Here is a 17126-nt window from a genome sequence, read left to right on the forward strand (position 1 = left end):
ATATTTATATTTATCCGACCAGACCGGTTCGCTCAACGCTTTCAACAAAGTACCGTTGTACGAACAAATACATGATGATAAGCGGACCCGTCGTAAGCAAAACACCGGTATTGAGAAGCATGGACTGGAATACCGGATCCGGCTCGCCTAGCGACACCCCCATATCCATCAAACTGGTAGACAGCACTTTTACTTTGCTTAAGAACAAGGAAACGTAATAGCTGTCATTCCACTGCCAGACGAAGGAAAACAGCAATACAGTAATGACTGCCGGGATCGCGTTTGGTACCATAATTCGGTAAAATGTCAATGAATGCCGCTACGAAGAAATATATCCAAGACATCGCGGCGCTCAGACCGAATTCGAATCTTGAAAAAACAGTCGCGAATATTAATTTATTAATTCGATTACTGCTGAATGAATCGTTAGCTGCAGATGCTACTACAAAATATGAGATAAACAGCTTCGAGGCGTGATCCCCGTAACCAGCCTGCCTTCATCGACGTACCCCTCTTCGCGGTCGGTCAGCTCCACGATGAGCCGTGCCCGCCAGTGTGTGCTCATAATTCCATGGAATACGATCCTCATATCCGACTCGTCCGTGACCTCGCTGACTCATCCCCGTCATGATTGCTGCCCTTGCAGGAATACATGTCGGCGTGGCTGAGTATGCATTTGTGAACATAACTCCTTTCTCAGCTAATGCATCTAAATTCGGCGTCTCTACCACGGGATGGTTAAGCTTGCTTAAGCAGTCATAACGCATTTGATCGACCGTAATAAATAGCAGGTTAGGCTTCATTTCGTTAGCTCCTCTTAGCTTCCTGAACGATACGATTAATTCTTTCTCTCCTCTTGAGCAGCCAGGACGCTTCACGAGGATATGTGCTGAAGGTCATCGGCTCGCTAAGATCATCATCCAAAAGCGCTACCGCCTGCTCTCTGCCGCACAGGCTCTCAAGCAGCTCCAGCGACCGCAAATCCTGCAGCGATTCATAGAAAACCTCCAGCCTGATCGAACCAATCGGTCCGTCCTCTCCAGGATACACAAGAAAAGCATCGCCGGAAGGGAATGCGCTGCCTGCGTCGGTGATACGGTAGGGATCAATCTGCTTTCGCGAATACTGCGAATACCAGAAGTTAAAGCCCCAGTGAAGGAAACCTGCGATGCGATATTTATATAACTGCCAGCCAATGATACGATTTCTTGCGGATGGCATATTAAAGAAGCGGTTTGCCACCTGATTATGCTGCGCACAGCAGTAGTAAGTCCAAAGCCCATCTACGCCATTCTGGAGAAAGGGCTCGATATGATTATTAGCCGGTATCGGATTTTGGACCAGCCCCTTCTCGTAAAATTCATAGTTGGACAATGCGTCGATAATAGGGAATTCAGCAAGCAAATCCTTCACCATCTTGTTAGCGCTTTCGTAGGAATTCAAGCTATCAAGACTCGGCTCGTCGGAAATATGGAAATAACATTGCTTCTCCAGACCATGCTCCTTAATCCAGGCTGTCAGCTCCGGCAAAAACTGATGAAGAAAACGCTCATATTCCTTACCCGAAGCATCGGTATCCCATCCGAAGATTTGACGGTACTCACCTTCGACATCGGCTATAATCTTCGGCGCATGCTTAGCCCCCCATTGCGTGAAGAGATGGGAGAACTCCATATATTGGATGCCGTTTTTCCTGCACATATCCACCCATCGCTTCAATTTATCAAATCCGAATGCATACCTGTCCTTGTCGGTTACGCAGACATCCACCAATTGTACAGTAGGACGCTCCCCGCCTATCTCCGTATCAAGCGGCGGTGTGAACAACGGCGTCAGAAGCATATTTATACCAAAGCTTGCCGCATAGCCGACATAAGAATCTACGATCTCCCAATGCCGCTCACTGAACACCTCTACACCATAATGCACAGCCAAGCAATCGGTATGAAACCATTCGGTATGCAGCAGCTTCTGCTCCGGAAGCGATACAGAAATAATTTCCAGCTCAAACACTTCTTTTGAAAGCATCTCACCTTTACTGCTCTTGAAGGTGATTGCAATCCGATGAAGACCGGCCTCGACATTCTCATCCGGAGTTATCGTAATCCAAATGGATCGCCACTGACCAGGCCATGCTGTCAAGCCTTCCGCCTCATCGAATGGAAATAACGGATCTGGATACAAGCCCGGAACGGTGCGAAGCACATGCTCATCATGGTCATGGTAAGCAGGTAGCTCAGAAGGAACGAGTCCGACCGTCCTTACGGACAAGCTGAGTGACGACTCGACCTGCAGGGCGATTCCCTTCTCCAACTGCGAGCAGCGATAAGCGATCTGGAACGAATACCTCTCATTCATCAGCGCTGTGCCGCTTGTATGCCGGGCCTCTGTTAATGGTTCATCAGGAAAAATCTTAGATAATGAGCTTACGATACGAGTCTCAAGAATCATAGCATTCATAGTCATCACGGTTTAGCTCCCTTTTACGAATAGTAATTTACATCTTTGATCCCGGTTCATTTCAACTGTAATAAATCCAACTGCAGGCTCAATTATATTATTCTTTTTATTTAATGAAGCATAACAATAAGGGCTGCCCGGCGTCGATCGTTACGTCTTCCTGCGCCATAGATACGGCTGTCACGGTTTCAAGTGTCCCGCCATCAATAATATTTTTCTTTATCTTTACTTCACTGCATGCCAACAATCGGATAAGCGCTTCACTATTCATCGCAGGTTTTTCTTCCGAACGGTTGCTAAGCGTTATCCAATTGTTCGAGAATATCAGATTTCTCGTACTCTTGGCATCCAAAAGCCGCGATCCCACCATTATAATATCATTTCTTTCTATTATAATATTGCAATGGACTGGGTTGTCCACGGATAGGTCTTTATTCTCCGGATGAATGAAAAATACGGGTTCATTGCCCTCCCCGCAGGCGATAATCCGATTGCCTCGCACTTTAACGTCTCGTACCATACCCGACTCATACCAGCTTCCAGCATCGTCAGCGATCAGGATAGCACTCATATGTAGTCCTTCGAAAATGTTGTCTTCAATGACCACTTTACGGCGTGTCGTGACCAGAACCCCGCGAGTTGGTATTCTCCTGAAGTGATTACCACGGATATACACCTCAGGAGTCCAGGTTGCATTCTCGATCACGTCCCCCTCTTCCATGTTCTGCGGTATAGGCTCATCCAAAGTCAATTCTACTTCCCGCAAGGAGATCGAAGACACGGCAATTATAGTACGTGTTGCATAAGGAGTTAACTTGCTGGCTGAGATAAAATCAACAACATCTCCCTGTTGGAACGCATTGAATCCGTAGCTTTGAGCGTGCATGAAACGAACACGAATAGATCGGTTGGCATCATTACCCACGATTCGCAAATGCGTTCCATGAACGTTGATCGCATCATCATGAGCTCCCTCAAAAACGCTGTTATTTACAACTATCTTGCCCCTATTAGCGGAGAAATGCATAAAATCAGCAAATGCCGCTGCTGTTCTTCCACTGGAAGAATGAGGTGCTAGCTGCAATCGCTCGAATGTTAGGTTCTCATTGAGTTGACCAACGATTCCAAGACCATGCATAAATCTCATTCCGATATTGCGCCATACGATATTCCGGCAGCCGATGATCAAGGAGCCGACCTGATCCCGAATACCGTCACGCATTTGAAAGACATGATCTATTTCTGTACGTGGAGCAGAAGCGAATAACAGCCGAAGCTTTCCCTTCTCTACTTCTTCTACATGACTAGCTAATGTCATTGGATTTGGCACCCGCCAAGTCCTATTGCTGCATGGATCATATTCTTGTGCAGGTCCATCCGTGTAGGTCCACCCTTCACCGACCCAAATCAATTTTCCATCCTGCAGCAGATAATGCGAATCCGGATGAACCGTCACGCCCCAATGACGTTCGCCAATATCTGTGATTCGCATTTCAGAAATCGTAGGACGGGCAAAATCGATATTCAAATTCCGTATTTCCGCATCCATGCAGCCATCCAGAACTAGCGGCGTCATTTTCCCGTGAAAGAGGAGCAGTGATCCATTGCCTTCCAAGCTAAAGCGAGTCGCTCCCTTAAGCAAGAGGCCTATCGTCTTGGTCGGATCAGGATTCTCCTCTTCACTAGCTGTATTAGAAATATAATATTTCTCTTTCACAGCTTTATCCGGGTACAAATCATATCGTCCTTGCGGAAAATCAATGATCACTGGACCCTCCACAGCTGAAGCAGCATCGATTGCGGATTGTATGGCCATTGTTGCATCCTCGCCGGTATCCGGTCTTGCTCCAAAGTCTGTTACTCGCAAAACGGTTATTTGTTCGGTTCCTATACCATTAGATTGACCTGACAACATTCATCCACCCCCAATATTAAAGGCTATATTTTCCTTATTTTCGTCATTTCCCAGTAGTGCCATCCGGCATATCATTTATCCTAAATCAGCCTGATCCGTAAGATGTGATTACCGATGTTTAAGAGGAACCTCCTCTTAACGATTCATCCATTTTCCATTTGTAAAATCAGGTATTGCGACTGGATGGCCGCCCATAGCGATCGAATCCTCAGATAATGTAGAAATACACATCCAGGAAGCCATATCATAGACATCAAGCGGCGTTTGTGTACCCTTTCTTACACTATCGAAGAAATCCGCAAATACGAGCCAATCCATGCCGCCATGGCCACCCTTAACCCCGTCTTCGATATACTTTTTCCAGAGCGGATGATCATATTTTTCTCTAAAACCCTCTGCGTTCCCCCATTGATCTTTCCAGTCAAAGTGATGTTTATCATGCATTCCATCTATATAAATAGAATGGTTCTCCTCCATGTACATCCCCTTTGTCCCTCTTACAGTAAACCCTCTGGAGTAGTACATTGGCAATGTCGTATCTAGCGTAATGGTGATTGTTTCTCCGTGGGCGCATTTGATAATCGTCGTCACGATATCACCTTGCATAAAATCCGTTTTAGCCAGTTCACAGTTCTGGCCTTTTTCTCTCTTAATATATTCCTGCAATCCTTTTGAATTGGAGGCCATGGATACAAGAGATACCATTCGATTGCCGCGATTGATACCCAAAATTTTTGCAATTGGCCCGATCTCATGGGTTGGATAATTCTCGCAATTCCGATGAATATAATTGTTTAATCGATAGTGTCTATTTTCATTGCCATAAGTAATCTCGTCTCTCAAATCATGATGATAACCGCCAGCACAATGTACAATCTCACCGAATACACCTTGCCTTACCATATTAAGCACCATTAGTTCTTCTCTGCCATAACAGCAATTTTCCATAATCATACACGGTACTTTGGTTCTTTCATAGGCTTCTACCAATCTCCAACATTCTTGAATGGAATAGGCTCCGCCTACCTCACTAGCGACATATTTCCCAGCCTCCATAGAAGCAACGGCAATATCCGTATGGACAGCCCAAGATGCGCTAATCAAGATAGCCTCAATTTCTGCAATGGCTAAAACCTCGGGATACTGTGTTGTAACGAACGGTCGATATCCTTGAACCTTTTCAATTCGATCTGCCACCTGTTCCCCTCTGTCCATATATAAATCACATACTGCAACAACCTCAACATCAGGCATCTTGAGAATGACTTGTTCCAAAAGACCTGCGCCGCGTCCTCCCAATCCAATAATTCCGGTCTTAACCCTATCTCCCATTACAATTCATCCCCTTGTTGTTCATGTGTTTTCTACTCCCGATATTAACAGTTAAGTATAAAAATAACGGTAACACGAAAGTAGAACACAACTTGAGAAAATGTGCGCTCTTTCGCGTTACCGTCCGTCTAAACTGTACTATTCCACCAAGGAGCATATCACCTTGAGGACAGACTTTTTTGTTACTCCTATTTCATGGCTTTTGCTTCTTTAATTTTAATTTCGGCTTCTTCTTTTACCGTTCTTAAAAATTCTGGAATGTTCATTTCCGACTCAGCAAATTTGGCAATGCTACCCTCTAATACTGCGTTCACGTAAATATCCCATTTGCTAATTTGTTGTGGCGGGTCTGCTTTTGGATACTTAAAGAAAACAGGAATATTTTTACCTTGCAACATAGGTGTTTCTTTACCGAACTCGGCTAATACGTCGGGATCCATGGAAGCAGGAGTACCGCCTGACCGTGCAAATGCTTTTAGATACCAGTCAGAGTAATATTCTTGGAGTACCCGGAAAGCTGCGTCTTTCTCTTTGCTGAAACTGTTGATTACCCAATGGTGAGGCGCTACGAACGCCGCGCGGTCTTCGCCGCTCCATACAGGAATCGGTGCAGCTTCAATATCTTTAATCACATCAGCGTTTCCGCCGCTCATCCAGTTCATCATGCCTGGATAGGAAACAGTCATCGCTACTGTGTTTTCATAGAATTGCATTCTGTTTCTTGCTTCCGGATCTGTGTTGTACAGATTAGGAATGCTGAAGAACTTCTTCAACAATTCAAAAGTTTCTCTAACGGCAGGTTCTGTTTCAACCAATACCTCACCAGTTTCAGCGTTTGATAAGCTTACGCCTTTTTGCCACAATGGAATCAATGCTTCTTTGGCAGTGAAGCCGTTCCCCAGCTCAAGACCACGGTACATTACGCCATCGTGTTCTCTTGTCATCTTTGCAGCTATCGTGTAGATATCATCCCAAGTCATATGATCTGTAGGATACGGTTGTCCGAATTTGTCGAACACTTCTTTGTTATACCATAGCGTCAATGTTGTTCCGCCGATCGGCAAACCGAGTAAACGTCCTTCGCTGTCTAAATTGCGGGAATAGGAAACAGCAGAAGGATCAAGCTTTGTTAGATCAAAGCTATACGCTTGCACTAGGTCGTCTAGCGGCTCGATCATCTCCAATTCCTGCAAAGGCTCAAGCCCGAAGCTTGACCAGATGAGATCTGGAACAATTCCATTTGCGTTCAATTCTTGAAGCGGCGTCAATTGTGCGGCGCCTTCAACTAACTCGATCGTAATGTTCGGAATTTTTGACTTAAATTCCTCGCTGAATATTTTGTCAAAGTTGTCTTGTCCCCAAGGATAAAGAATTTTTACGGTATACTGCTTGTTTTCATCATAAAGAGGAGCAGGCGGAACTGAAGGCTGATCTGATGACTGATTTGAAGACTGATCTGAAGTTTGAGCTGTAGTCTGAGACTCTTCTGCATTTTTCGTCGTGCATCCCGTTAGTGCTGTTAACACTAACAAAACAGAGAGAATTAAAAATACGATACGTTTTTTCAACTTCATTTTTTTGAAACCCCCAATAATATATTTTATGTAGAAATCGTTCTCATTACATGAATTTCTATTCCACCAAGCCCGTTCTTTCCACACTTTCCACGAAATAACGCTGTGCGAACAGGTAGATAAGAAGAGGTGGCAATACCGTTAGAAAACTGGCCGCCATTCTAATCGGTTCGGCCATGTACTCAGCCATGCCCCCGTCCTTAATAAATGCGTCGATTCTCGACCCCATGCGCAGCATCTCCATAGACAATGGCACGTCTTTCGCTCCTGTCAAGAACATTCTTGGGAAGTATGTATCATTCCACGTCCATACAAAGGAGAATAAAAATACGACAAGAATAGCAGGTTTCGCTAACGGAAACATCACTTTCAGATAAAACTTAATGGCAGTAGCGCCATCAATCTTGGCCGCTTCCTCCAGCTCCTTCGGCTGCGTCATGAAAAATTGCCTATAGATGAATACAAACAGAGCCCCTTTCACTCCGAAGCCGAAAATAGAGGGCAGAATCAACGTGATCAGGTGAGTCATTATGCCTAGTTTCTTGTACATCAATATTGTCGGCAAAATAATGACTTGCGGCGGAATAATAAACGAAAGCAGCAGCAGAAAGAAAATAACTTTTTTGAACGGGAAATCAAGCCGAGCGAATGCATACCCGGCGAAGCCGCACGCTATGCAATGGAATACCGATGCGGTCAAAGCTACAATGATGCTGATTGTTAACGACGAAGGATATCTCAAAACGTCCCACGCCGCAGAGATATGACCGAGATAAAGGGAGGACGGTACCCAAGTAACGGTAGGATCGATAAGATCCTTATCATTCATAACCATTCTCACAAGCATCTTTAAGACTGGATTCAAGTAAATATAGGAGGTGGAAATAAAGATCGTATATAGAAGCAATTTAAATACGAGACCTCTGTCCAGCTCCCTGCCTAATAGCGAATAACGCACTGACCGCAAGCCATGCCTGATAAAAAACTTGTTTTTCATCGTAATGATTCTCGGAATCATAACGTTCCCCTCCTTTTACCTTCTTCTCGAGGATCCTCTGTTAACCCTGCTGTAAATTAACATGATGATTCCAAGGAAAACAAGAATAATTATGAAATAAATCCACGCCAGCGCACTACTGTATCCGTAATTGTCAGAATTTATTAAGTTGATTACCGGATTGGACGGGAACGTAAACATATCAACCACGGTATAGATTAAATTGAGCAAAATAAACGGCGACATGGCAGGCAATGTTATTTTCCAAAACACTTCCCATGGCGAGGCTCCATCTATTCTGGCGGATTCGTACGCGGAAACAGGTATCGTCTGGCGTCCCGCCAAGAAAATGAGGATTTGCACTCCGGAATACCATAAAACCATTACGAAATTTTCTAGAACGGCCTTCACAGGTTTTCCCCAAGAGCTGTCCGCAAGGTACGTATCCATAAAGCCGTTAATTGCATCGCCCTGTATAAATCCAAGTCCTCCTTCTCCCTGGCTCATAAATCCCTGAAGCACGGCGCCGGTCGAAAATATAACGGGAAGGAAAAAAAGCGCGCGAAACACCAGCCGTCCGGGAAGCTTCTGATTCAGAAATATCGCAATAAGCAATGCAAAGATGACGATAACCGGAACCATAAAAATAACTTCCTGGAAATACGGAATCAGCTCATCGTACAAGGCGGAGCTCCCGAATAAAATTTCATGATAATATTTAAGTCCGACAAAGTTATATTTCATTTTGTTCGGAAGTATTTTCAAGGTATTGAAGCTCATGTACACCGAGAACACAAGCGGGAACCCCAAAAACATAATAAATCCGAGCAGCCATGGGGCCATAAACAATGAGCCTTCCAAATTTCGAACCGTTCTGGTGGTAAGTACCCGTTTTTTCGCCACCTTACTTACCCCCTTTGATTAAAATAAACTGCTTTATCCTGATCACCTCAGCACAATGCGTTTGCGTGAATATGACGGATACCAGAAGTTTCATTTCTGATATCCGCGGTGAACAAATTTGCTACTAATTTTCTAACGATTTCGCTTCCTTGATTTTCACTTCCGATTCCTCTTTGAGCTTCCTTAGATGTTCATCGATGTTCATATCGGATTCAGCGAAGTCTTTAAGGCTTCCTTCAATGTCCACGAGTTTATCATATTTACTAATCACTGGTGGAACTGCAGGATTATAATCCCAAAACGCTTTCATATTTTTGCCTTCATACACCGGGTTGGTCGCAAATTCGTATCTCGGCGATGTTACGGGATCTTCGTTCTCCGCTTTGGCGAAGCCCAGCATTACCTGGAAGCCGGCGTCTTTGTTTTCACTGTACTTATTCAGCATGTATGGATGTGAGTAAACGTTAGGCCCAGTTCCTCCAGCTTCCCATACGGGTACAGGTACGGCGTCAATATTTTTAAGCTTATCGGGATCTCCACCCATTCCCCAGCGAATAAAAGCAGGATAGCTTACCGTCATGGCTACAGTCAATTCCGCAAACTGGTATCTTCCTCTAGCTTCAGGATCTTTGTTATACAAGTCGGGCATGCTATAAAACTTTTTCATCTGTTCAAAATATTTTTTCACTTCCGGCAATTTGTCGATCAATACTTCTCCAGTTTCAGGATCTGTCCAGTTAATCTCAAATTCCTGTAAAGGCTTGAGCGCTTCGCCTCCCGTAAAACCGGCTCCAAGCTCCAATCCGCGATACTGTATTCCATCCCTTTTCGCGGTCATCTTTACAGCTAAATCCGCCACTTCATCCCATGTCAACTGTCCGGTAGGATAAGGGACTCCGAATTTGTCGAAAACTTCTTTGTTATAGATCAATCCTACTGTATCAACAAATGTCGGCAAGCCGATCAATCCTTGCTTTTTATCAGGGTCCATACCGCGATAAGTGGCGATGACTGCCTTATTGAACTGGTCTACGTTAACACCGTATTTTTGAACATACTCGTCCAGAGGCTCGTACATTTCCAACTCAACCAATGGATCGATTCCAAATCCTGCAAAAATAATATCGGGAACAATTCCTTTTGCGTTCATTTCCTGCATAGGCTTCAACTCTGCCGCGATACATACGCACTCTAATGTAATGTTTTTCGGATAGGCGCCTTCATAACGATCCAGTACAAACGTTTTAAAGTTGTCTTCTCCCCACGGATACATGACCTTTACGGTCGTTTCCGGTCCATTCTCATCCCATTCGACCGTTTCTATTGCAGGAGATGGCTTCGATGACTCTGACGGTGATTGCGACGATGAATCATTTCCGGATGCGCCTTGGTTCGTTTGGCCGCAAGCAGCTAGCAGGATCATGATAGAGACCAGCAAGAACGATAATGCTTTTTTTGTTTTCACTTTTGTACACTCCCCTTAGAAATTGTTTTTGCAACAACGATTACTATGATACGGTGAAGCAACAACTTCAATCATTCTCTCCGCTGCAAGGCAGGCATCCCTCCCTTCAATGAATCAAATGCTAATCTTTAATTACAGTGAAATCTGTGGCCTTCACTGCAATGCCGTCGTTCACATAAGGAAACGAATTATAGTTGACAATTACTCGTTTGCCAGCAGCATACGTCGTTTCATAGACACCTTCAGCCAACATGCGATGATCCGTAATAAATTGATCCTGCACGTCCCCGAGCGCTTCGTTATAACGCTGGTATTGCGAAACCATTTCCTGCAGCCAGTCTTTATAATAGGTACTATAAAGATTTCTCAGCGATTTGGATTTCAGCAGCTCTTGTGATTTCGCATACGTCACAACGAAGGATGGCACAGCGCCATATTCAATCCCCCGCAAAAAGTTTTGTTGATAATCACCGCTTACGTTCGCGAAATCAGCCGAGTAAGTGACGATTCCGTGCAAGGCGATTTGGGCGAACGGAATTATGCGATCCACGAACATGTCGTAGGAATAATCATCATACAAACCATGGATATGATTGACATACGGAAGCGTATAGAAATTGCCGCTCGCTACTTGCACGCTTCCAAGCGTATCTTTCGTCTTCTGGAATATCTGCTCCTGGATTTGCTCAGCCTGGCTCCTTGATGCCGAGTAATTGTCGTTAAAGTCTGAATTCAAAAAAGCTCCTATGCCTTGTCCAAAAATGAAGCCGTCGACATTTAGCGCCTTGGCTTTATTCAAGTCTTTGCTGATGACCTTTTCCATAAAACCGGGACTGGCAAAGGTCGTTTTATCATTGCTGCCCCAACTCGTAAAATCGATAATGGCAGAGCCGATATCACGAAGTCCATCCCTGCTCCTTCTGAATCCGTCTTTTCCCGTATTGTTGTACGTATAAGACGAACCATCCAGATAAACCGGATATCCCTTCGAATGAGCAAAGTCGACAAATTGCTTCATTCCGTCATTTCCGCCGAATTTACTCGCTAGAGGAAAGCTGCCGCCATACTGGCTATTTCCTTTTCTCTGCCATCCCCAATATGTAATTGACATCTTATCGACGCCGAGGCTGCTGATCTCCTGGACGATCTCCCGTGCTTGACTCGTTGTGGTTAGCGGCAAATAAGAGTCCCACAAAAACCCTTTTTCCGTATCGGCGCCAAACAAGTTAAGCTGCAGCGGAACCTTATCTCCTTCGGCTTTAAGAGGCTGCACACCGGCATCCTCAATCAGGTACTGTCTGTATCGCGCGGCCATTTGGGCATAATCGGAATTCTTCTTATCGATCAAATAATAACGAATGGAACGATCCGTTGCTGTCAGATCCTTGGTATAGGAAACGTACCCTGTTGTTTTCTTCGTATTCGTATAAACGTAATATTTGAATCTGAAGTTTTGTTCCGCAGTTGTCCAGTTGTATTGGCTGAACGTTCCGGAAGGAGCCGCGAGAATGCTTGCATATTCTGCGCCTTCTTGAATAACGCCAAGGATGGCCTGCTCGCCGGATTTAATACCGAAAACAGGCATTTTTACCGGATTGCGATTCGAGATTGAGTTATTGACGCTGAAGGCCCAATCGTTGCCATATACACTTTCGCTGTAAAAATTATTGTTGTCGCCCCCGCGGTGCTTCTTGAAATCAATAAGCGTGCCTGGCCCGTCTGGGATCAATAAATACCCGTCCTCCCGGTCCGACGTTTGCGCCCCTAAGAATGGAAACAAACGTACGGATACGAGTCTTGCCTTATTATCCTTCGGTGGTGCCGGCTTTTTCTCTGCCTTCCCTTCCTCCTCTGATTTTTCTTCTTCCTTCGGGAACACCTTTTCGTCGATAAGGCCGTCCTTCAAAATTTTGGTTTCCACATAATCATCGTAAAGACGCACTTCCACAGGGATGAAAAAGCCTAAATTGGGCAACTCATAGGTCAGCCTGTACCCGTTGTCCATCACCTCAAAGCCGGTGACGACGCCTCCTTGATCCTTGAAATTGGACTCCTTCGTTAAATCTCTTCGGACATTAAATTCAACATAATTGAACATGAACGGAGACTCGAGGTTGGATTTCCATGCCCCTTGGTTTTCTGCATCGATGTATCCATCCTCATCAGGGAATGATTTCCATACATTCCCGTTTCGTTTATCCGTCACGATAAAATGGCCGGTATCCGCGTTCACTTGTAACGACAAGTACTTGCTTTCCACAACCGGTTTGAATTTGCCATCATTAAGAAAAGGACTTGCGATCTTGGCGGTTGCCACGCCTTCCGCGATTTGTTCCGTGTTCTTCGAATCCTCGGTTGATTTATTCGCAAGAGGTTCCGCGAAAACGAGACTGGTGAGCATTAAGATAGCAACTAACGATGCTGCTGCAATCTTAAGCATCCGTCTTGAGCCAAATGCACGCATCACATGGACACCTCCTGAATAATCGTACGAATGAAATTTACAAACTGTGAAACTAATCCGAACACCAAGAAGATCAGTACCCACATGATAATCATCGCAAATAAGGTCAGTAGTATATTTACGATCGTTTCACCGACGCTATAATTTTGCAAAGATTGAATTTTCCAGAAGAACATTAGTCCGCACCAGATTAACATGACCAACTCGACTGCATGATAAATCGATGCTTCGTTAAGCGATAGGACGTTGGAAATCAATGCGAGCGGAATACCCAATAAAATAACCGGGAACAGCGCATATGCGCCCCCAACAATGACATCTTTAAACCGCGCCTCCCCTTGGTATATAGAGCCGATTAAGTAATTGCATACGACCCATGACAGCCATGTAACCAAAAATCCGATGATGATATAACTTCCGCTCATATCGGCAACCGGCACAGGATTGAAGGAGAATCCGGTATAGTAAGTTTTAAGAAGCAGCATTAGCACGGTGCCGGCAAGCAGAATAAATGCGCTCAAGTAACCGCCCTTGTTCAAGAAGCGAAGATCGCTAAAACCATCAATCGGGTGCTTCAAAATCGTAAATGAATGTTTGAGCTGCGTGATTAATGACTGTTGCAGCCATTTCCATTTTAATTTTGGAATAAGCTTTAGTTTGTATCTGCTCTTTATGATCGAAACGATTAGATACGCAATAAGTAAGCCGACCGCTAAATTGGCAAAATGAGAAAAATTTTGTTGGAACCACTGCAAACGCAGCTGCCAGAATGAATCAGAATACCCTTGTGCATTGCCGGAAAGCTTATAAAGCTCTCTTGCGCGTTCATAATCCTCCCGGTTATAAGCCGCTTGCGCCATGCCGTTGTAAGCGGGAGAGAAGAACGCGTTCAGCTTGACTACTTTGTTCCAATACTGCTCGCTTTCTTGATATTTGCCTTGTTGCGTAAGTGAATAAGCTTGGTGTATCGCCGATCCGAATTCGGTCGGCTTTAAAACTTGAACCAAATTTAACGAATCGTCGAGAATAAACAATTCCTTTTTGGAATTCGTGGCAATCGCAACCGGGCTTCGATTAATTCCCAAGGTCGCTGTACCCGATGAAGGGGGAGCCGTCCAAAAAAATTGTAAATTGCCGCTCGCATCATACTGGGAAACGTAATTGCGATTTTTATCAATGAGTGTGATGTTCCCGTCTCTATCGACCGATAAATCTGAAAGCTGCTGTTCTTTCGATTTATCATCGTCCCCGGAATAAAAACCGACACTGAATGATTTATCTTTCCAAACGTTCTCGCCGCGAATATTCAGCTTCTTCACTTGTTCTTTGGAAGACCCGGATACGGTGTATACGAAACCTTGGTCATCGATATCGATATTGCGGATGGTTGTAGGCAGAAGTCTCACCTGTCTGCTGAGCTGTTCTTTGGTGTAAAACTGCCGACGAATTCTATCCATCAGGGTTACTTCGGTTGCGTTCGTTCCGTAAAATCCGTAAAAGTCGCCTGAAGGCTCCAGCTCGACTATCCCTTGGTAGCTGCCTGTTGAAACAACGTACAAGAACCCTCTGCGGTCGACAACGATGTTCGTCGGTTCATAAACTAACGACACATCCGCTAGCTTGGCATCCGGACGCTTGAACTCCTGCTGGAGTTTCCCGGTTGTATCCAGCTTAACGACACGTTTATTCCCTGTATCGGCAACATAAATATCGCCATTATCTGTGACAAAAACGCCCTGCGGATTATTAAAGGGACTTTCAGGAAGCTTGATTTCACGAACGAATTCGCTTTCTGCATTCAAATGAACGATCCGGTTGTTACCCGTGTCCGCAATATAAATATGATCGTTGTGGTCGATAAACAAATCATGCGGACTTTTTAGCGGAGAAAAAACTTTCTCCCCTTCTCCATTGTCGATATAAATATCACTCGCTGCGACCCCGGTTGGAGCATAAGCCGGTTGTGTTCGAATAATCCGGTTATAGCTGTCCTTGGTGAAGGTCGTATAGGGCACATCAGCGCTGGCAATCATCGGATATGCCGTAAGTGAAATCAAGCAAACGAGCCAAAGACAGATCATCCATTTGCTTTGATTTTTTATCATCGTCTAACCTCCGTTATCACGCGTAAATACAATGCCTTACTTGATTCCCGAATGCGCCATCGTGGTGATTACTTTGCGCTGTGACAGCAAGAATATGATCAATGACGGCAAAAACATGATTAATGCCCCCGCCGCTGCCGCACCTTGTCTGGCTACCGAGTTTGCTAGATTGGACGTTAGTGTAGCCATATAGAATGGGAGCGTCTTCATCGAATCGTCTTGCATAAATAACGTAGACGTCTCCGCATTGCCCCAGGCGTTCTGAAACGCAAGAATCGTAATCGTTGCAATCGCTGGCGTCACCATCGGGACGACAATCCGTATGAAAATGCCGAATTCGGTCGAACCGTCAATTTTGGCCGCCTCGATCATTTCATTCGGGAGCTGATCGATAAACTGTTTAATTAGAAAGACGCCGACAGGCATAGCAATCATCGGTAATACATGTCCAAAATAACTATTCATAATGCCAAGGCCTTGAACGATAACGTACCGGGGAATCGCAATTGTCTCCGGCGCAAACAAAAGTGAAGCAATGATCGAGCCAAACACGATTTTGGCTCCTGGAAACTTGTGCTTCGATAGGGCATATGCACACAAGGCGCCTGTAGTGACCATCCCTGCTGTAGCAAGAAAGGTAACGATGATGCTGTTGAGCAAATACCGTGATGCAGGCACAAACGTGTTCTGCGTAAGGGAAAGCAGTTCAATAAAGTTCTGAAACGTCGGATTCCGAACGATAAATGTAGGTGGAAACTGAAACAATTCATGCAGCGGCTTAAAGGCGTGATTTAAGATATACACGATCGGCAGCAGCATAAAAACAGAAAGCAAGGTCAGGAACAAAACGATGAGCTGCTGCGAACGGTCGAATCGTTTAATGGCAAGCGCGATTTCTCTCCGCTTCCAATAAAGCCGCCGCAGCATTTTATTGTTGACTTCCCGCATTATTCCCCCTCCTTGGGACTGAACAAATAGCCAAATACCCGGCTTAATAAATAACATACGAGCAGAAGAACAACCGAAATGGCGCTGGCGTAGCCAAGCTCGTAGCGAATAAAGCCATAATCATCAATATGGTTTATCATGAGCTGTCCGGCATAATTAGGAGTCGGATTACTGCCCGACAGCTGCGTGCCAATCGCGCCGGATTTCAGCGTATATACAATCGACATAATAGCGGCAAACATCATCTGAGGTTTCATCAATGGAACCGTAATGTACCAAATTTCCTGAAGCCTGCTCGATATCCCGTCGATTCGCCCTGCTTCATACATCGTTTTGTCGACATTCAAAATGCCGGCCAGGATGGCAAGGAACCCGATCCCCATACTCGCCCATATCGAGACAACGATCATGACATCCATTAAATAATCTTTGTTCTGAACGAAGAGCATCGGTTTCTCAATCAATCCCCATTTCAACAGGAAGCTGTTCAAGTAACCGGTCCGGTCTCCGGTAAACATCACTTGCCAAACGACTGTCATTGCTATACCGGCTGTTAAGGAAGGCGCGTATATAGCGAGCGCATAGCCTGTACGCAATACATTAGGAAGCTGAGCAATTAGCCACGCAAGGAAAAATGCGCACACATAGCCGAGCGGACCTACAAACAAAGCGAACTTAAAGGAGTTCGGCACGACATGCTGCAGAAATATAATGTCTTGTGAAAATAAGTTTTGATAATTCATCCACCCGACCCAGGTAGGAAATTGAATGGCATTAAAGTAAGTGAAGCCTAGCAGCACACCGGCAACAATCGGGACAAGAATAAATAATAGAAACATGGCATAGAACGGAGCGATAAACAAATAAGACAAACGGTATTTCCATATCTCCGCGGCCAAGCCCATTAATTTGTGCGTCACATTATTTCCGGTTCTGACAGAAGAGTCAGCGTATTGCCGGGAA

General features: G+C 44.9%; 13 protein-coding genes and 1 pseudogene. 1 reads left to right on the forward strand and 13 read right to left on the reverse strand.

From position 1 onward, the window contains the following. Window positions 1-10 precede the first annotated feature (10 nt). Window positions 11-310, reverse strand: a complete 300-nt coding sequence (locus CEF13_RS18560) for an ABC transporter permease family protein (RefSeq protein WP_208414307.1) — start codon at window positions 308-310, stop codon at window positions 11-13. Between CEF13_RS18560 and CEF13_RS28870 the strand changes: the two genes are divergently transcribed. After that, window positions 310-477, forward strand: a complete 168-nt coding sequence (locus tag CEF13_RS28870; RefSeq protein ID WP_166742694.1) for a hypothetical protein — start codon at window positions 310-312, stop codon at window positions 475-477. The genes CEF13_RS18560 and CEF13_RS28870 overlap by 1 nt on opposite strands. Window positions 478-545: 68 nt before the next feature. Here the strand turns inward: CEF13_RS28870 and CEF13_RS18565 are convergent. The 12 genes and pseudogenes from CEF13_RS18565 to CEF13_RS18620 all read right to left on the reverse strand — a co-directional run. After that, window positions 546-803 (reverse strand): annotated as a pseudogene (locus CEF13_RS18565) (sulfatase-like hydrolase/transferase); the annotation flags it as partial. Window positions 804-807: 4 nt separating this feature from the next. Further along, window positions 808-2466, reverse strand: a complete 1659-nt coding sequence (locus CEF13_RS18570) for a DUF4091 domain-containing protein (protein ID WP_424991940.1) — start codon at window positions 2464-2466, stop codon at window positions 808-810. Window positions 2467-2566: 100 nt separating this feature from the next. Next, window positions 2567-4375: an alpha-1,3-galactosidase-related protein gene (locus CEF13_RS18575; RefSeq protein WP_102712819.1), complete on the reverse strand. Its 1809-nt coding sequence runs from the start codon at window positions 4373-4375 to the stop codon at window positions 2567-2569. A gap of 135 nt (window positions 4376-4510) precedes the next feature. After that, window positions 4511-5707, reverse strand: coding sequence for a Gfo/Idh/MocA family protein (locus tag CEF13_RS18580; protein WP_102712821.1), 1197 nt, complete (start codon window positions 5705-5707; stop codon window positions 4511-4513). Window positions 5708-5895: 188 nt separating this feature from the next. Then, complete coding sequence (locus tag CEF13_RS18585) at window positions 5896-7281, reverse strand: ABC transporter substrate-binding protein (RefSeq protein WP_102712823.1); 1386 nt, start codon at window positions 7279-7281, stop codon at window positions 5896-5898. Window positions 7282-7339: 58 nt separating this feature from the next. Next, a complete protein-coding gene (locus CEF13_RS18590) occupies window positions 7340-8299 on the reverse strand; it encodes a carbohydrate ABC transporter permease (RefSeq protein ID WP_102712825.1) in 960 nt (319 codons plus the stop codon). A 15-nt stretch (window positions 8300-8314) separates the two neighbouring features. Then, window positions 8315-9181: a carbohydrate ABC transporter permease gene (locus tag CEF13_RS18595; protein WP_244917094.1), complete on the reverse strand. Its 867-nt coding sequence runs from the start codon at window positions 9179-9181 to the stop codon at window positions 8315-8317. A 124-nt stretch (window positions 9182-9305) separates the two neighbouring features. Further along, entirely contained in the window at window positions 9306-10646 is a 1341-nt protein-coding gene (locus tag CEF13_RS18600; RefSeq protein ID WP_102712827.1) for an ABC transporter substrate-binding protein, read from the reverse strand. Window positions 10647-10767: 121 nt separating this feature from the next. After that, complete coding sequence (locus CEF13_RS18605) at window positions 10768-13110, reverse strand: DUF5696 domain-containing protein (RefSeq protein WP_102712829.1); 2343 nt, start codon at window positions 13108-13110, stop codon at window positions 10768-10770. Then, window positions 13110-15215 carry a YIP1 family protein gene (locus CEF13_RS18610; protein WP_102712831.1) on the reverse strand — a complete coding sequence of 702 codons (2106 nt, stop codon included), beginning with the start codon at window positions 15213-15215 and terminating at the stop codon, window positions 13110-13112. Before CEF13_RS18610 ends, CEF13_RS18605 begins: the two co-directional genes overlap by 1 nt. Before the next feature lie 36 nt (window positions 15216-15251). Then, a complete protein-coding gene (locus CEF13_RS18615; RefSeq protein WP_102712833.1) occupies window positions 15252-16163 on the reverse strand; it encodes a carbohydrate ABC transporter permease in 912 nt (303 codons plus the stop codon). Continuing rightward, the gene (locus CEF13_RS18620) at window positions 16163-17068 is read right to left on the reverse strand and encodes a carbohydrate ABC transporter permease (protein WP_243864323.1); all 906 of its coding nucleotides are present in this window, start codon (window positions 17066-17068) and stop codon (window positions 16163-16165) included. The genes CEF13_RS18615 and CEF13_RS18620 overlap by 1 nt, the downstream gene beginning before the upstream one ends. Between the last annotated feature and the right edge of the window lie 58 nt (window positions 17069-17126).

The organism is Paenibacillus castaneae (genome assembly GCF_002884445.1).
Lineage (GTDB): Bacteria > Bacillota > Bacilli > Paenibacillales > Paenibacillaceae > Pristimantibacillus > Pristimantibacillus castaneae.

Bases quoted from the DNA above. Each gene is read 5' to 3' on its own strand.
- CEF13_RS18570 (WP_424991940.1), bottom strand. From the start codon at position 2,466: ATGACTATGAATGCTATGATTCTTGAGACTCGTATCGTAAGCTCATTA.
- CEF13_RS18610 (WP_102712831.1), bottom strand. From the start codon at position 15,215: ATGATAAAAAATCAAAGCAAATGGATGATCTGTCTTTGGCTCGTTTGC.
- CEF13_RS18605 (WP_102712829.1), bottom strand. From the start codon at position 13,110: ATGCGTGCATTTGGCTCAAGACGGATGCTTAAGATTGCAGCAGCATCG.
- CEF13_RS18620 (WP_243864323.1), bottom strand. From the start codon at position 17,068: ATGGGCTTGGCCGCGGAGATATGGAAATACCGTTTGTCTTATTTGTTT.
- CEF13_RS18585 (WP_102712823.1), bottom strand. From the start codon at position 7,281: ATGAAGTTGAAAAAACGTATCGTATTTTTAATTCTCTCTGTTTTGTTA.
- CEF13_RS18580 (WP_102712821.1), bottom strand. From the start codon at position 5,707: ATGGGAGATAGGGTTAAGACCGGAATTATTGGATTGGGAGGACGCGGC.
- CEF13_RS18590 (WP_102712825.1), bottom strand. From the start codon at position 8,299: ATGATTCCGAGAATCATTACGATGAAAAACAAGTTTTTTATCAGGCAT.
- CEF13_RS18615 (WP_102712833.1), bottom strand. From the start codon at position 16,163: ATGCGGGAAGTCAACAATAAAATGCTGCGGCGGCTTTATTGGAAGCGG.
- CEF13_RS28870 (WP_166742694.1), top strand. From the start codon at position 310: ATGAATGCCGCTACGAAGAAATATATCCAAGACATCGCGGCGCTCAGA.
- CEF13_RS18575 (WP_102712819.1), bottom strand. From the start codon at position 4,375: ATGTTGTCAGGTCAATCTAATGGTATAGGAACCGAACAAATAACCGTT.